We start from the raw sequence: 14345 nt of genomic DNA, 5'->3' as shown, positions 1-14345 counted from the left end.
GACAATCCCTTTCGAAATTCGACGCAATCCCAGATCAGCGCGCCGGGTGCGGTCGGGGCGGTGCCGGCAGCGGCTACTTCTTGGCCAGATTCACTTCGGACAACAGGCCCAGCAGGTCACTGCGGGTGATCACGCCGACCGGCTTGCCGTCTTCTACCACCATCACCGCATCGCAGTCACGCAGTGCGACGGCCGCGGCAGTCGCCGGTTCGCCGGCCCCGATCAGTGGCAGCGCCGCGCTCATGTGCTCGGCCACCGCGTCGGCGAGTTTGGCGCGGCCCTCGAAAACCGCTGAGAGCAACTCACGTTCGGAGACACTGCCGGCCACCTCACCAGCCATCACCGGCGGTTCGGCACCGACCACGGGCATCTGCGAAACGCCGTACTCACGCAGGATGCCGATGGCGTCACGCACGGTCTCCGACGGATGGGTGTGCACCAGGTCCGGCAGCAGCCCGGACTTGCCGCGCAGCACGTCGCCGACGGTGGGCTCGGCCTTCGAACCGTCGAGCCGACTGCGCAGGAACCCGTACGACGACATCCAGGCGTCGTTGAAGATCTTGGACAGATAGCCGCGACCGCCGTCCGGCAGCAGCACCACGACCAGCGAATCCGGGCCGGCCTCCACGGCCGCCTGGATCGCGGCCACCACGGCCATCCCGCAGGAACCGCCGACCAGCAGCGCTTCCTCGCGGGCCAGTCGACGGGTCATCTCGAACGAATCGGCGTCGGACACCGCGATGATCTGGTCCGGCACCTGCGGGTCGTAGGCCTTGGGCCAGAAGTCCTCGCCCACGCCCTCCACCAGGTAGGGCCGGCCGGTGCCACCGGAATACACCGACCCCTCCGGGTCGGCGCCCACCACCTGCACCGGCCCACCGGGTCGGTCTTTCGAGATCTCCTTGAGGTAGCGGCCGGCGCCGGTGATGGTGCCGCCGGTGCCGACGCCCGCCACGAAGTGCGTGACGGTGCCCGCGGTGTCGGCCCAGATCTCCGGTCCGGTGGTCTCGTAGTGGCTTTCCGGGCCCATCGGGTTGGAGTACTGGTCCGGTTTCCAGGCACCGTCGATCTCCCGGACCAGCCGATCGGACACGCTGTAGTAGGAATCCGGGTGATCCGGCGGCACGGCCGTCGGGCACACCACGACCTCGGCGCCGTAGGCGCGCAACACGTTCTGCTTGTCCTCGCTGACCTTGTCCGGGCAGACGAAGATGCACTTGTAGCCGCGCTGCTGGGCGACCAGCGCCAAACCGACGCCGGTGTTGCCCGACGTGGGCTCGACGATGGTGCCGCCCGGGCGCAGCTCCCCGCTGGCCTCGGCGGCGTCGATCATCTTGATCGCGATGCGGTCCTTGGAGCTGCCGCCCGGGTTGAGGTACTCGATCTTGGCGACGACGGTGCCAGCGCCTTCCGGAACCACGGAAGTCAACTGGACCAGGGGTGTGTTACCGATGAGCTCACTGATGTGCCGGGCGATCCGCATGCGTCCATCGTCTCAGGTGTCCGACCCCGCCGGTGACCAAGCTCGGTTCTTCGACGCCGCCGTCCCCGGAGCTGCGCTCTGTGTCGCGGTGTGTGGCCAATCCGCGTCGCCGCGAGCAACCAAGCTGTGAGACGCTACGGAAATGAGTTATCCCGCCGGTCCCCCGGAACCGAACCAGCCGTCCTGGCCGGATCCGCAGCAGCCGTCCTGGCAGGCACCGCAGTACCCGCCGCCGTCGGGCTACCCGGCGCAGCCCGGCTATCCGCAGCCCGGTTACGGCGCGCAGCCCGGTTTCGGCGCGCAGCCCGGTTACGGCGCGCAGCCCGGCTATCCGCAGCCCGGCTACGGTCCCACCGACCCGTCGGCGCCCTTCGGTCGCGACCCGTACACCGGTGAGCCGCTGTCGGACAAGACCGCGCTCACCGCTGGGCTGCTGCAGCTGTTCCTGGGCGGTTTCGGCGTCGGCCGCTTCTACATCGGCGACAACAAGATCGGCGGCATCCAACTCGGATTGATGGTGCTCGGTCTGGTGCTGTCGATCGTAGTCATCGGCATCTTCTTGGTGGCCGGCGTCGGCATCTGGGCGCTGGTCGACGCCGTGATGATGTTCACCGGTTCGGTGCGCGACCCGCAGGGCCGCAAACTGCGTTAACTCCGACTCGACCAGCACCATCACCGTCGAGGCTGCAGTTTCATCCGCCTGCCCCGGCGTGTTGCGGATGAAACCGCAGTCGTGGCGGGACGACCGAGGTGGCGGGGACCGACCAGGGCACCCGCGTGGCCGGTACCGCTAGCCCGTCGCCTCCCGGATGTAGGCACCGATCTGCCGCAGCGAGCGGTCGGCCTCCGGGATGATCGGCGAGGCCAGCTGGAAGTCGTGGATCTGGCCGCGCCAGACCCGCACCTCGGTGGGCACTCCGGCTGCCGCCAGCCGTCGGGCCGCCAGCCGGGCGTCGTGCAGCAGCACCTCCGAGCCCGACACATGGATCAGGGTGCGCGGCAGGCCCGGTTCGATGTGGTCGACCGGCTCGTAGATCTGCTCGGGTTCACCGTCGACGACGTTCTTGGCCGCGGCCCGCGCCACGATCTCGGCCAACGCGTCGAATGCGTTGGGCGGGAACATCGCATCGGTCTTGATGTTCGGGTGCGCCTGCTTGGGCTCCTTGGCCAACTGCAGCAGCGGCGAGATCGCCACCAGCGCGGCCGGGGTCTCGCCGTCGGCCTGCAGTCGCTGCGCCAGCGTCATCGCCAGGTAGCCGCCCGCCGAGTCGCCGGCCAGCACGATCTGGTCCGGGTCATAACCGCGCAACCGCAGCCAGTCGTAGGCATCACGACAGTCGTCGACGGCCTGCCCGATGCTGTGCTTGGGGATCAACCGGTAGTTGACCACCAGCACCGGCGCATCGGCGAGTTCGGACAGTTTGATCGCGATCCGGCTGTGCGAGTTGACCCCGCAGGTCAGGAACGCACCACCGTGCATGTACAGGATGACCCGGCGCTTGCCGTCGGCGGGCAGCACACCGGGCGCGCGCACCAGCTGGGCGTCGGCGTTGGGCAACCCGATGGTGGCGCGCACGGTGCCCGGGGTGGGTGTCAGCGCCCGGCACATCTGGTCGACCACGCCGAACGGCCAGGGCAGGTGCGGCAGGTAGCTCCCGAGTGTCAGGGCAGGCCGGATGGTGGCCCGGCAGCCCAGCGCGACCAGCCGGCCACGCAGACTCGGTCCCGACTCCACCAGCTCGATCGGCGCTCCGTCGCTGACCGGGAACTTGCGCGGTCGGCGCACGGGTCGGAGTGCGGTGACGTGGCTCCGGGGCGCTCCGGAGACCTTGCTTGGTGCGGTCATTCTCAACACTCCCCTACGTCGTTGTAGCGGCCTGTCTGTGGCGTCGGTGCGGGCTGGCCAGCCAACTCCGAGTACTTAGCTTGACACTTCTTAGAGTTTCAACAATCAAGATTGTGAATTCGTTACCGCATCCTCCTCCGACCGTGACCGCGGCCCATCAACGGGCAACACCGTCTCGGGTCCGGCGCACCCTTAGACTGGTCGCCGTGGACACCCGCTCGTCGCGCTGGTCGGCGGTCGCGTTCGCGGCCGCGGGAGTTCTGGCCTCCACCGGTCTGGGCGTGATCAGCGCCCGCAATCTGCTGGCCGCGCAGGCCGCCCAGGCCCGGCAGGTGATCCCGAAGGCCTGGGACGTCCCGCCCCGCGCCGACGGTGTCTACAGCCCGGATGGCGGCCCCGTGCAGCGCTGGGAGCGCGACGTCCCGTTCGATCTGCACCTGATGGTGTTCGGCGATTCCACCGCTACCGGCTACGGCTGCCACGACGCCGACGAGGTCCCCGGCGTGCTGATCGCGCGCGGCCTGGCCGAGCAGTCCGGCATGCGAATCCGGTTGAGTACCAAGGCAATCGTCGGCGCCACCTCGAAAGGGCTGTCCGGTCAGGTGGATGCCATGTTCGTGGCCGGCCCGCCGCCGGACGCGGCGGTGATCATGATCGGCGCCAACGACATCACCGCACTCAACGGCATACCGCAGTCGGCCCGTCGGCTCGGGGAGGCGGTGGAACGGTTGCGGGCCAGCGGCGCGATCGTGGTCGTCGGGACCTGCCCGGACTTCGGCGTCATCCACGCCATCCCGCAGCCGCTGCGCTGGGTGGCCCGCGACCGCGGTCTGCGACTGGCCCGACACCAGGCCAAGGCGGTGCGGGCGGCCGACGGCGTGCCGGTGCCGCTGGCCGATCTGTTGGCCCCGGAATTCCGTCAGGCACCCGACGAATTGTTCTCACCGGACGGCTATCACCCGTCCGCAGCCGGTTACCAGCTCGCCGCCCAGCAACTACTTCCCGCGCTGTGTTATGCGCTCGGCGAAACCTCCGAAGCGCCGGCCTGGGATTCCCGCTCTGCCGAGACCCGCTCGCTGCTCACCCGGCTGCGGATGCTGGCGCGACGCTGGCCGCGGCGCACCACCGGGGTCCCCGCCCCTCTGGTGGTGGCGGGGGGCTAGCGTTTCGGGCAACAGCACGTTTCGCCCGAAGGAGTGTCCGTCATGCCCGAAGCCGTCATCGTCTCCGTCGCCCGTTCCCCGATCGGCCGCGCGGTCAAGGGCTCGCTGGCCACCATGCGGCCCGACGATCTCGCTGCTCAGATGGTGCGCGCCGCCCTGGACAAGGTGCCCGCACTGGACCCCACCCAGATCGACGATCTGATGATGGGCTGCGCGCAGCCGGCCGGTGAGGCCGGCTACAACATCGCCCGTTCGGTGGCCGTGCAGCTCGGCTACGACTTCCTGCCCGGCACCACCGTGAACCGGTACTGCTCGTCTTCGCTGCAGACCACCCGGATGGCCTTCCACGCAATCAAGGCCGGCGAAGGCGACGTGTTCATCTCGGCGGGTGTCGAGACCGTGTCCCGGTTCGGGGTCGGCTCCGCCGACGGCGCCCCGAACAGCAAGAACCCGCTGTTCGACGAGGCCCAGGCGCGTACCGCCAAGCAGGCCGAGGGCGCCACCGAGTGGCACGACCCGCGCGACGACGGCAACATCCCCGACGTCTACATCGCGATGGGCCAGACCGCTGAGAACGTCGCGCTGCACACCGGGATCACCCGCGAGGAGCAGGACCGTTGGGGTGTGCGCAGCCAGAACCGCGCCGAGGAGGCCATCAAGAGCGGCTTCTTCGCCCGCGAGATCAGCCCTGTCACGCTGCCCGACGGCACCGTGGTCTCGACTGACGACGGCCCCCGCGCCGGTACTACCTATGAGGGCATCTCGGGCCTCAAGCCGGTGTTCCGGCCCAACGGCACCGTGACCGCGGGCAACGCCTGTCCGCTCAACGACGGCGCCGCCGCCGTGGTGATCATGAGCGACGTCAAGGCCAAGGAGCTGGGCCTGACCCCGCTGGCGCGCATCGTGTCCACCGGGGTGTCCGGCCTGTCGCCGGAGATCATGGGCCTGGGCCCGATCGAGGCGATCAAGAAGGCGCTGGGCAACGCCAAGATGACGTTGAGCGACATCGACCTGTTCGAGATCAACGAGGCCTTCGCCGTGCAGGTGGTGGGTTCGGCCCGCGCGTTGGGCATGGACGAGGACAAGCTCAACGTCTCCGGCGGCGCGATCGCCCTGGGCCATCCGTTCGGCATGACCGGTGCCCGGATCACCGCGACCCTGCTGAACAACCTGAACACCTACGACAAGACGTTCGGCATCGAGAGCATGTGCGTCGGCGGCGGTCAGGGTATGGCGATGGTGCTGGAGCGGCTCAGCTGACCTCGATTGTGCAGCGGCACTGAGGGCAATCCGGTTGCCCTCAGTGCCGCGCTGGTTTCTGGATCTGATGGGTTGAGCTCACGTCCGCGCGATGCTCAACACGTTGAAACTCGCGTCTTCGAGGGCATCGAGTTGATCGTCGTGTCCGAAGCTGAACGCGGCCTCGGTGACCGACTGGCCGGGACCGAGATGGTCGACGACGACGCTGTCCTCCGCGATCCGGTCGCCGGCGTCGTCGACGGCTTCGATCTTCACCTGGAACGTGCGACGCTGCGCGCCCGTGTTCTTGAACGTGACGGGCAGTTTCGCGCGCTCGCGCCCGTACTCGGTGGAGACCGTGAACGAGCCGAACGTCACGTCGAGTTCGGTTTCCAGGATTTCAGCGGTGTTCTCGCCGTTGAGTTCGCGCAACGTGTCGCCGGCCGAGCCCATCACCTTGCTGAACATCACCACGGGCACCGCGAACAGCGCGATCCCGGCCACCAGCGCGACGGCCACGATGATGCCGATGACGACGTTGTTGTTCTTCTTCTTGGGCGCGATGTCACCCGGGTATTCGTAGGCCGGGCCTGCCGGCCAACCGGCGTACGGCGTCGGCGGCGGTGGGGTCGACATCGGTGGGCATCCTTCTCGGTGGGAAAGCTGTTCCCGGTAAGCCTATGGCGCTGGGCAGTGGTGCCCGGTCACCAATTTCTTGCTGGCCAAACCCCGTCAAAGTTGTACTGAGAGCGATCATTCAGCCGAAATCTCGCTCTCAGTACAGGGTTGTCGGTGCTGAGAGGCCCCGCCCGTTCGCAGCTGCCCTGGTGGTCTTGCTGCGGGCAATCAGCCGGCCAAGATCTCGCGCTCGGCGTGGGCCTCCCGGGCGGCCCGGCGCAGCCGGTACAAGACCTCGCTGACCGACATTCCTGCAACCACCCGCACCACAATCCAGTCCATCGCGGCCAGGGTCTCGTACCGCCGAATGTCGTTGCGGATCTGAGCTGCATCGTCGTAGTGGTATTGGCCGTCGTACTCCAACGCGATCATCAGGTCGGGCCAGCCCATGTCGAGGTAGTAGCGCGGATAGCCGTCACCGCAGTCGACCGGGATCTGGGTGACGGGTCTGCGGAAGCCCGCATGCACCACCAGCAACCGCAACCGACTCTCCTGCGGTGACTGGGCACCGGGATCATAGAGATCCAGCACTGCTTCGACGTCTCTGAGCCGGCGGGCACCGGGATGCGCGCGGGCCACCGCCTCCACCGCCTGCGCACGTAATCCGGTCGCATTGCCCAACGCATCCAGCACGACGACGGCGTCGTCGTCGTCGCGTATCCACCGCGCCAGGTCGAAGGCCGTACGCGCCGGGGTCGTGACGCCGATGCCGCCCATGAGCTGGTATTCGTTGGGCAGCAAGATGTCGGTATGGGTGGCGATACCAGCGGGTGGGCGGGTGCTCGCATAGTTGAGGTCGATCGGTATCTGGCTGTCGACCCATTTCGCACCGTGCATCGCGGACGCCGCCAACCCGGAGACGACGCCTTGCCGTTTCGACCACAGCCACGCCGCTCCAGTGCGTTCGGCCAATGTCAGCAGTCGCCCCGGCGGGGCATACACGTCGGGAAACACCCGCTGGTAGCGGGTCCGCAGGTGGTACTTGCTGACCCGGCCGGCCGCCACCGCCTCGCTGCCGATGAACGCCACGCTCATGCCCCGAAAGACTGCCGATGATCGGCAATCCACGCCGACCGCCATCCACAGCCCCGTCAATCCTGTACTGAGAGCGAAAGTTGCCGCAGATTTTCGCTCTCAGTACAGGATTGACGGCACGGGACCGGGCACGAAGACACCCGCAAAGCAGAACGGCCCGGCTATTGCCGGGCCGTTCTCCGAAATGCGAAGGCTAATCGCTGTTGAAGTAGCTCAGCAGTCGCAGGATCTCGATGTACAGCCAGACCAGGGTGACGGTCAGGCCCAGGGCGATGCCCCACGCGGCCTTCTCCGGCGCACCGGCCCGGATGGCCTGATCGGCAGCATCGAAGTCGATCAGGAAGCTGAACGCCGCGATGCCGATGCACACCAGCGAGAAGATGATCGCGATCGGGCCGCCGTTGCGCAGCGGTCCGGCACCATCGACGAAGAAGCTCAACACCAGGTTGCCCAGCATCAGCACCAGAACGCCGACCATGGCGGCGACCATCATCCGGGTGAACTTCGGGGTCACCCGGATCGCACCGGTCTTGTAGACGATCAGCATGCCGAAGAACACACCGAAGGTGCCGAGGATGGCCTGCCCGATCAGGGCGCCCGCACTGGTGGAGGTCGAACCGCCGCCGACGGTGAAGTTGGCGAACAGGAACGACAGCGCACCGAGGAACAGACCCTCGAGCGCGGCGTAGCTGAGCACGATCGCTGGGTTGTCCTGCTTGCGGCCGAAGCTGGCAACCAGCACCAGCACCAGACCGCCCAGGCCGCCGATCAGCGCGAACGGCATGGCCAAGGCGAGGTTGCCGGCCACCAAGAAGTAGGAGATGACGGCGACCACGGACAGCACGCCGAGCGTCATGCCGGTCTTGGTGACCACGTCGTCGATGGTCAGCGGTCGCGCGACGCCCCGCTGTTGTTCTACGTAGGGCTCATAACCCTGCTGTACAGCGGCCGTGGCGCCGGCGATGCCGGGCCCAAAGGTCGCATACCCGCCCTGCTGCTTGGGCAGGTTGCGGAGTATCGGATTGCTGGTTTCCCGCACCGTCGGATCCCTTTCCTGTGAGGTCCCTGAAAGTGTGACACGAATACTGGCCCAACGAACAGGAACCCTCCCCGGTTCCCGTCTCTGTGACTAAACCGTACCCGTGCCGGCCGCCGGACGTAGTCGTCAGCCGAGCGCGACCACCTGCACTGCCGCCGCCGACGAGATACTAGGATATCCAACTATTGACCGTCGTCCCCTACATGACAGGATGACCACCCGTGACCGGTGACGCGCAAGAGATCCTGACCCGGGTCGAGAGCGGAGTGGGCGTGTTGACGCTCAACCGCCCGAAGGCCATCAACTCGCTGACCCAGAACATGATCGACGCGATGACCCCGGTGCTGACCGAATGGGCCGGCGACGACAGCATCCGCGCGGTGGTGCTCGAGGGCGCCGGCGAGCGCGGTTTGTGCGCCGGCGGCGACGTCGTAGCGCTCTATCACAGCGCGCGCGCCGACGGCGCGGCCGCACGCAAGTTCTGGTTCGACGAGTACCGGCTCAACGCCTTCATCGGCCGCTATCCCAAGCCGTATGTCTCACTGATGGACGGCATCGTGATGGGCGGCGGCGTCGGTGTGGGTGCACACGGCAACGTCCGGGTGGTCACCGACGCCACCAAGATGGCGATGCCCGAGGTGGGCATCGGTTTCATTCCCGACGTCGGTGGCACCTATCTGTTGGCCCGGGCCGGTGCGCTGGGCCTGCACGCCGCGCTGACCGGCTCACCGTTCTCTGGGGCCGACGCCATCGCGCTCGGCTTCGCCGACCACTTCGTCCCGCACGATCAGTTGGCCGCCTTCACCGCCGACGTCATCAGCGCCGACGTGCCCAGCGCACTCGCCCGATACGCCATCGAACCGCCGGCCAGCCCACTTGTCGCGCAGCGGCACTGGATTGAGGAATGCTTCTCTGCCGACACCGTCACCGATATCGTCGCGAACCTGCGCGACCACGCCGACAGCGCTGCGGATGCCGCGGCCGACGTCATCGCCGGGCGCTCCCCGATCGCGCTGTCGGTGACCCTGGAAGCCGTGCGCCGGGCCGCCAAGCTGAACACCCTGGAAGACACCCTGGTCCAGGAGTTCCGGGTGTCGCTGGCGTCTGCGCGGTCGCACGACTTCGTCGAGGGCATCCGCGCCCAGTTGGTCGACAAGGACCGCAACCCGCAGTGGTCGCCCAAGAACCTGTCCGACGTCACCGCTGCCGACGTCGAAAGCTATTTCGCCCCAGCCGATCCCGACCTGACGTTCTAGAGGAGTCGCAGATGTCCCAGTACGAAACGATCATCGTCGAGCGCGAGGACCGCGTCGGCATCATCACGCTGAACCGGCCCAAGGCGCTCAATGCGCTCAACAGCCAGGTGATGAACGAAGTGACCGCTGCGGCAGCCGAATTCGACGCCGACCCGGGTATCGGCGCGATCGTGCTGACCGGCAGCGAGAAGGCCTTCGCGGCCGGCGCCGACATCAAGGAGATGGCCGACCTGTCGTTCGCCGACGTGTTCGGTTCCGACTTCTTCGCCAAATGGGGCGAATTCGCGGCCACCCGCACCCCGACCATCGCCGCGGTGTCCGGCTACGCCCTGGGCGGCGGCTGCGAGCTGGCGATGATGTGCGACATCCTGATCGCGGCCGACAGCGCCAAGTTCGGTCAGCCGGAGATCAAGCTGGGTGTGCTGCCCGGCATGGGTGGCAGCCAGCGACTGACCCGCGCGATCGGCAAGGCCAAAGCCATGGACCTGATCCTGACCGGCCGCAACATGGACGCCGAGGAAGCCGAGCGGGCCGGACTGGTGTCGCGCGTAGTGCCGGCCGCCGACCTGCTGACCGAGGCCAAGGCCGTCGCGCAGACCATCTCGCAGATGTCGCTGTCGGCCGCCCGGATGGCCAAGGAGGCCGTCGACCGGGCCTTCGAGTCGACGCTGAGCGAGGGCCTGCTCTACGAACGCCGACTGTTCCACTCGGCCTTCGCGACCGAAGACCAAAGCGAGGGTATGGCAGCGTTCACCGAGAAGCGAGCAGCCAACTTCAAGCATCGCTAAGGTGCATCCGTGGCTGATGCTGACGCAGGTGTGACCGGGCCCTACAAGGACGAGGACGGTGTCACCACCATCGACCCGGTGCTGGTCACACCGGAACGCTATCGGCACCGCTACGACGAGCCTTGGTGGGCCCGGCATTACACCTTCTTCGGCACCGCATTCGGGCTGGCCTTCATCTGCCTGTCGTTGACGCCGTCGCTGCTGCCACGCGGACCACTGTTCCAGGGTTTGGTCAGCGGTTCGGCCGGTGCCATCGGCTACCTACTGGGCGTGTTCTGCGTGTGGCTGGTGCGCTATATGCGCAGCAAGCCGTCCAGCCCCACCGCGCCCGGCTGGGCCTGGATCACCCTGGTGGCGGCCGGTGTGGCCGGCATCGCCATCAGTTTGTATTTCTTCCACCGTTGGCAGGACGCGGTTCGTGACCTGATGGGCGTCGAGCATCTGCGTTGGTACAACTATCCGCAGGCCGCACTGATCGGGCTGGTCGTGCTGTTCGTGTTGGTCGAGATAGGACAGCAGATCCGCAAACTGGTGCTGTTCCTGGTTCGGCAGCTGGAACGGGTTGCCCCGCCGCGGGTTTCGGGTGTGGTTGCGGTGGGCTTGGTGGTGGCGCTGTCGGTGGCGCTGCTCAACGGTGTGGTTGCCCGGGTCGGAATGGACTGGCTCAACAGCACATTCGCCGCGGTCAACGACGAGGACTCACCGGATTTCCGACCGCCGACCACGCGATTGCGCTCGGGCGGCCCGGAATCACTGGTGTCCTGGGAATCGCTCGGGCATCAGGGACGCATCTTCGTCGCCGGCGGACCCAGCGTGACAGAACTGAGCGAATTCAACGGCGCCCCGGCCACCGAGCCGATCCGCGCCTACGCGGGTCTGGGCAGTGCCGACGACATCCGGGCCACCGCGGCGCTGGCCGCGCGTGAGTTGCAGCGCACCGGTGGGCTCGACCGCGAGGTGGTGGCGGTGGCAACCACGACCGGAACCGGTTGGATCAACGAAGCCGAGGCCGACGCGCTGGAGTACATGTACAACGGCGACACTGCGATCGTGTCGATGCAGTATTCCTTCCTGCCCAGCTGGATTTCGTTCCTGGTGGACCGGGAGAACGCGCAGCAGGCCGGTCGGGCGTTGTTCGAGGCGGTCGACACCCTGGTCCGGGGCATGCCCGAGGGCGAGCGACCCAAGCTGGTGGTGTTCGGCGAGAGCCTGGGCTCGTTCGGTGGCGAGGCACCGTTCCTGAGCCTGAACAACCTGGTGGCCCGCACCGACGGGGCGCTGTTCTCCGGCCCGACGTTCAACAACTCGATCTGGACCGACCTGACCGCCCGCCGGGATCCTGGTTCGCCGATGTGGCTGCCGATCTACCAGGACGGCGTCAGTGTGCGCTTCGTGTCCGCCCCGGACAACCTGAACCGGCCGCAGGCGCCGTGGCGTGATCCACGCGTGGTCTACCTGCAGCATGCATCCGACCCGATCTCCTGGTGGACACCGGATCTGCTGTTCCGCGAACCGGATTGGCTCAAGGAACCCCGCGGCACCGATGTGTCACCGCGGATGGAGTGGATTCCGGTGGTGACCTTCCTGCAGGTGTCGGCGGACATGGCGGTTGCCGTCGACGTCCCCGACGGGCACGGCCACCGCTACGTCCAGGACGTGGTCAACGGGTGGGCTGCGGTACTGAGGCCGCCCGGTTGGACCCCGGAGAAGACCGCCCGGCTACGGCCGATCATGCACGCCGACTGAGCGCCGGCTCGCCCAGCGCGGCCAGCGCCTGATAGCCGCCGACGACGTCGGTGGCGTTGTGCAACCCGAGGTCCTGCAGGGCCGCAGCCGCCAGGCTCGAGGTGTAGCCCTCCGAGCACAACACCACCCATTCGACGTCATCGTCGACGGCTTGCCCGATGCGCGCATCGCTGGTCGGATCGCAGCGCCATTCCAGCACGTTGCGTTCGATCACCAGCGCCTCGGGCACCTCGCCCTCAGCGGCGCGTTGCGCCGCCGGCCGGATGTCGACCAGCACCGCACCACGCGCCAACGCAGCCGGAAGTTCTTCGGCCGGCAGTCGATTCAACCGGGCACGGGCCGCGGCCAGCAGATCATCGATCCGGCTCACGCCGCCCCTTCGGGATATTCGGTCAGCTCGGTGCGTTGCTTGCGCAGTGCGGCACCGGAGGTCACTTCGTAGTAGGACATCGCGGTCAGCGCCGGCGAATAGGCGTGCACGGAAAGCGTCGGTTCCGGCGCTGCCGGTGTGCTCGGGCGAGCCCACACCACGTCGTGCACCCAGCCCAGCGGGAAGCCCGCCTGATCCCCGGCCTCCAACCGACGTCGGCGCAATCTGTCTCCATCCCAACGGTATTCGTGTAGCGCACCGGACAGTACGGTGAGCGCGCCGAGCGACCCGCCGTGGTCGTGCAGCTCGGTGGGATGCCCGGGCGCCCAGCTGATCAGCCAGATGTCGTGCTCGTCGTCGCTGTGCAACCGGACGAACCAGCGGTCGTCGGCCGGCAGGCCGCCCGGCGGCAGCAGGTGGTCATAGTGGCCGTCGATGACGTCGGCGGCGGCACGGTCGGTGGCGTGCAGTAGATCGGGCAGCCGCAGTCGGGTGGGCGCGGACACCGCGGGCACGGCAGGGCGGGCCAGAGTGGGTACGGACATGGCAGGACTCCTGAGCGAAAGCGGATCGGGGACGGCCGAGCACGGCCAGTGCGGAGACGCGGACTAGAGAGCCCGACAACACTCCCGGCGATCGATTCGCTGCATCATGCGGCCAGTGTGGCACGAGCCAACGACAGATCGAAAGCGCTCCGAATAAACCTCAGGGTGAGATTTTGAAAGGCCTGCTCACCCCGGAGTCGGCTGCCACGATCGGGCACTTAGATTGGTCCCCATGCTCAGCTGCTCCAAGACCACGGCGTCGTGTGCGGCGGGACTGCTCGCGTTGGCCGCAATGGCCGGCACGGCGTGCTCTACCGGCGACGAGCAGGAGGCCACGACTGCTACCGAGCCGACCACGATCTCGGAGCCGCCCCCGCTGCCCGAAGCGACTCCGCCGCCGGCCGAGGCGATCGGCATCTCGCCGGGTGGCGTCACCACCATGGTCGACGTGCCCTCCGATGCCACCGAATCGCAGTACGGGCAGGCCTGCCTGGCTGCCAAGCAGTGGATGGACGAACAGGGCGGCGACCCCGCAACCCTGGTCGAACCGTATCTGGCGATCCTGCAGCAGCCCGGCTTCGTCGACCCGGGCAACTTCAACACGCCGTGGGCGGACCTGACCTCGGGCCAGCGGGCCGGGGTCATCCTGGCGGTCACCGGAGCCGCCACCGAAATGTGCGGCTAGCGGCGGTCTATCCGTCGGGGCCCTGGCTGTCGGGTCCCCGCACCAGGCAGAACGGATGCCCGGCCGGGTCGCGGAAGACCCGGAAGTCCCCGTCCTCGACCGCATCTTTGACCCGGGTGCCGCCCAACCGCAGCACCTCCTGTTCGGCCGCGTCCGGTTCATGGACGACGATGTCGAGGTGCAGCTGCTGCGCGCCCGACGGGTCCGGGAACGGCGGCGCCCGGTGCTCCGGGGAGGGCTGGAATGCCAGGCGCCGCCCGTTGCCGGTCAGCAGCACCACCCAGTCCTGGCCTTCGTCCTGGGAGACGGTGCCGCCGAGGACTCCGGCCCAGAAGGCCGCCAACGCCTGCGGGTCGGGGGCGTCGATCACGACAGAATGCAATGTTCCGATCATGGACACGGGGTTGCCGTTTCGCGCCAGCCCTGACCCAGCTGGTTCCAGCTGTGCTGGTTTCCGGGGTCACGCCCCCCG

Annotated in this window: 15 protein-coding genes; 7 read left to right on the top strand and 8 right to left on the bottom strand. The window is 67.8% G+C overall.

Features of this window, described 5'->3' with window-relative positions:
• Positions 1–73 precede the first annotated feature (73 nt).
• Entirely contained in the window at positions 74–1483 is a 1410-nt protein-coding gene (locus AC5Y3P_RS02145) for a cystathionine beta-synthase (protein WP_500044218.1), read from the bottom strand.
• A 142-nt stretch (positions 1484–1625) separates the two neighbouring features.
• Here AC5Y3P_RS02145 and AC5Y3P_RS02140 point away from each other — a divergent pair, with 142 nt between their 5' ends.
• Entirely contained in the window at positions 1626–2135 is a 510-nt protein-coding gene (locus AC5Y3P_RS02140) for a TM2 domain-containing protein (RefSeq protein WP_500044217.1), read from the top strand.
• A gap of 138 nt (positions 2136–2273) precedes the next feature.
• On the opposite strand, the gene AC5Y3P_RS02135 is transcribed toward AC5Y3P_RS02140, so the two are convergent.
• Positions 2274–3329, bottom strand: coding sequence for an alpha/beta hydrolase (locus tag AC5Y3P_RS02135; RefSeq protein WP_500044216.1), 1056 nt, complete (start codon positions 3327–3329; stop codon positions 2274–2276).
• 206 nt (positions 3330–3535) lie between these two features.
• On the opposite strand from AC5Y3P_RS02135, the gene AC5Y3P_RS02130 reads away from it, so the two are divergent.
• Both AC5Y3P_RS02130 and AC5Y3P_RS02125 read left to right on the top strand, forming a co-directional pair.
• Entirely contained in the window at positions 3536–4492 is a 957-nt protein-coding gene (locus tag AC5Y3P_RS02130; protein WP_500044215.1) for an SGNH/GDSL hydrolase family protein, read from the top strand.
• Between the two features lie 42 nt (positions 4493–4534).
• The gene (locus AC5Y3P_RS02125) at positions 4535–5752 is read left to right on the top strand and encodes an acetyl-CoA C-acetyltransferase (protein ID WP_500044214.1); all 1218 of its coding nucleotides are present in this window, start codon (positions 4535–4537) and stop codon (positions 5750–5752) included.
• Between the two features lie 78 nt (positions 5753–5830).
• On the opposite strand, the gene AC5Y3P_RS02120 is transcribed toward AC5Y3P_RS02125, so the two are convergent.
• The 3 genes from AC5Y3P_RS02120 to AC5Y3P_RS02110 form a co-directional block, all read right to left on the bottom strand.
• Positions 5831–6367 (bottom strand): hypothetical protein, encoded by a 537-nt coding sequence (locus AC5Y3P_RS02120; protein WP_500044213.1) that lies wholly within the window; start codon positions 6365–6367, stop codon positions 5831–5833.
• Between the two features lie 210 nt (positions 6368–6577).
• Positions 6578–7444, bottom strand: coding sequence for an endonuclease domain-containing protein (locus AC5Y3P_RS02115; protein WP_500044212.1), 867 nt, complete (start codon positions 7442–7444; stop codon positions 6578–6580).
• A gap of 193 nt (positions 7445–7637) precedes the next feature.
• Positions 7638–8483, bottom strand: coding sequence for a Bax inhibitor-1/YccA family protein (locus AC5Y3P_RS02110; RefSeq protein ID WP_500044211.1), 846 nt, complete (start codon positions 8481–8483; stop codon positions 7638–7640).
• Positions 8484–8704: 221 nt separating this feature from the next.
• On the opposite strand from AC5Y3P_RS02110, the gene AC5Y3P_RS02105 reads away from it, so the two are divergent.
• The 3 genes from AC5Y3P_RS02105 (at position 8705) to AC5Y3P_RS02095 (ending at position 12273) form a co-directional block, all read left to right on the top strand.
• Positions 8705–9739 (top strand): enoyl-CoA hydratase/isomerase family protein, encoded by a 1035-nt coding sequence (locus AC5Y3P_RS02105; protein WP_500044210.1) that lies wholly within the window; start codon positions 8705–8707, stop codon positions 9737–9739.
• A gap of 11 nt (positions 9740–9750) precedes the next feature.
• Positions 9751–10527: an enoyl-CoA hydratase gene (locus AC5Y3P_RS02100; protein WP_500044209.1), complete on the top strand. Its 777-nt coding sequence runs from the start codon at positions 9751–9753 to the stop codon at positions 10525–10527.
• 69 nt (positions 10528–10596) lie between these two features.
• A complete protein-coding gene (locus AC5Y3P_RS02095; RefSeq protein WP_500044279.1) occupies positions 10597–12273 on the top strand; it encodes an alpha/beta hydrolase in 1677 nt (558 codons plus the stop codon).
• Here AC5Y3P_RS02095 and AC5Y3P_RS02090 read toward each other — a convergent pair.
• On the bottom strand, positions 12257–12643 hold the full coding sequence (locus AC5Y3P_RS02090; RefSeq protein WP_500044208.1) for a rhodanese-like domain-containing protein: 387 nt from the start codon (positions 12641–12643) through the stop codon (positions 12257–12259). The genes AC5Y3P_RS02095 and AC5Y3P_RS02090 overlap by 17 nt on opposite strands.
• Positions 12640–13188, bottom strand: coding sequence for a cysteine dioxygenase (locus AC5Y3P_RS02085; protein WP_500044207.1), 549 nt, complete (start codon positions 13186–13188; stop codon positions 12640–12642). Before AC5Y3P_RS02085 ends, AC5Y3P_RS02090 begins: the two co-directional genes overlap by 4 nt.
• A gap of 232 nt (positions 13189–13420) precedes the next feature.
• On the opposite strand from AC5Y3P_RS02085, the gene AC5Y3P_RS02080 reads away from it, so the two are divergent.
• Positions 13421–13873 (top strand): lipoprotein LpqV, encoded by a 453-nt coding sequence (locus tag AC5Y3P_RS02080; protein ID WP_500044206.1) that lies wholly within the window; start codon positions 13421–13423, stop codon positions 13871–13873.
• Between the two features lie 7 nt (positions 13874–13880).
• Here AC5Y3P_RS02080 and AC5Y3P_RS02075 read toward each other — a convergent pair whose 3' ends face one another.
• Positions 13881–14243 (bottom strand): VOC family protein, encoded by a 363-nt coding sequence (locus AC5Y3P_RS02075; RefSeq protein WP_500044205.1) that lies wholly within the window; start codon positions 14241–14243, stop codon positions 13881–13883.
• Positions 14244–14345 lie beyond the last annotated feature (102 nt).

The organism is Mycobacterium sp. NGS45 (assembly GCF_059812645.1).
This window is presented reverse-complemented; position numbering and strand designations above follow the sequence as displayed.

Bases quoted from the DNA above. Each gene is read 5' to 3' on its own strand.
- AC5Y3P_RS02085 (WP_500044207.1), bottom strand. From the start codon at position 13,188: ATGTCCGTACCCACTCTGGCCCGCCCTGCCGTGCCCGCGGTGTCCGCG.
- AC5Y3P_RS02140 (WP_500044217.1), top strand. From the start codon at position 1,626: ATGAGTTATCCCGCCGGTCCCCCGGAACCGAACCAGCCGTCCTGGCCG.
- AC5Y3P_RS02125 (WP_500044214.1), top strand. From the start codon at position 4,535: ATGCCCGAAGCCGTCATCGTCTCCGTCGCCCGTTCCCCGATCGGCCGC.
- AC5Y3P_RS02100 (WP_500044209.1), top strand. From the start codon at position 9,751: ATGTCCCAGTACGAAACGATCATCGTCGAGCGCGAGGACCGCGTCGGC.
- AC5Y3P_RS02120 (WP_500044213.1), bottom strand. From the start codon at position 6,367: ATGTCGACCCCACCGCCGCCGACGCCGTACGCCGGTTGGCCGGCAGGC.
- AC5Y3P_RS02080 (WP_500044206.1), top strand. From the start codon at position 13,421: ATGCTCAGCTGCTCCAAGACCACGGCGTCGTGTGCGGCGGGACTGCTC.
- AC5Y3P_RS02115 (WP_500044212.1), bottom strand. From the start codon at position 7,444: ATGAGCGTGGCGTTCATCGGCAGCGAGGCGGTGGCGGCCGGCCGGGTC.
- AC5Y3P_RS02145 (WP_500044218.1), bottom strand. From the start codon at position 1,483: ATGCGGATCGCCCGGCACATCAGTGAGCTCATCGGTAACACACCCCTG.
- AC5Y3P_RS02135 (WP_500044216.1), bottom strand. From the start codon at position 3,329: ATGACCGCACCAAGCAAGGTCTCCGGAGCGCCCCGGAGCCACGTCACC.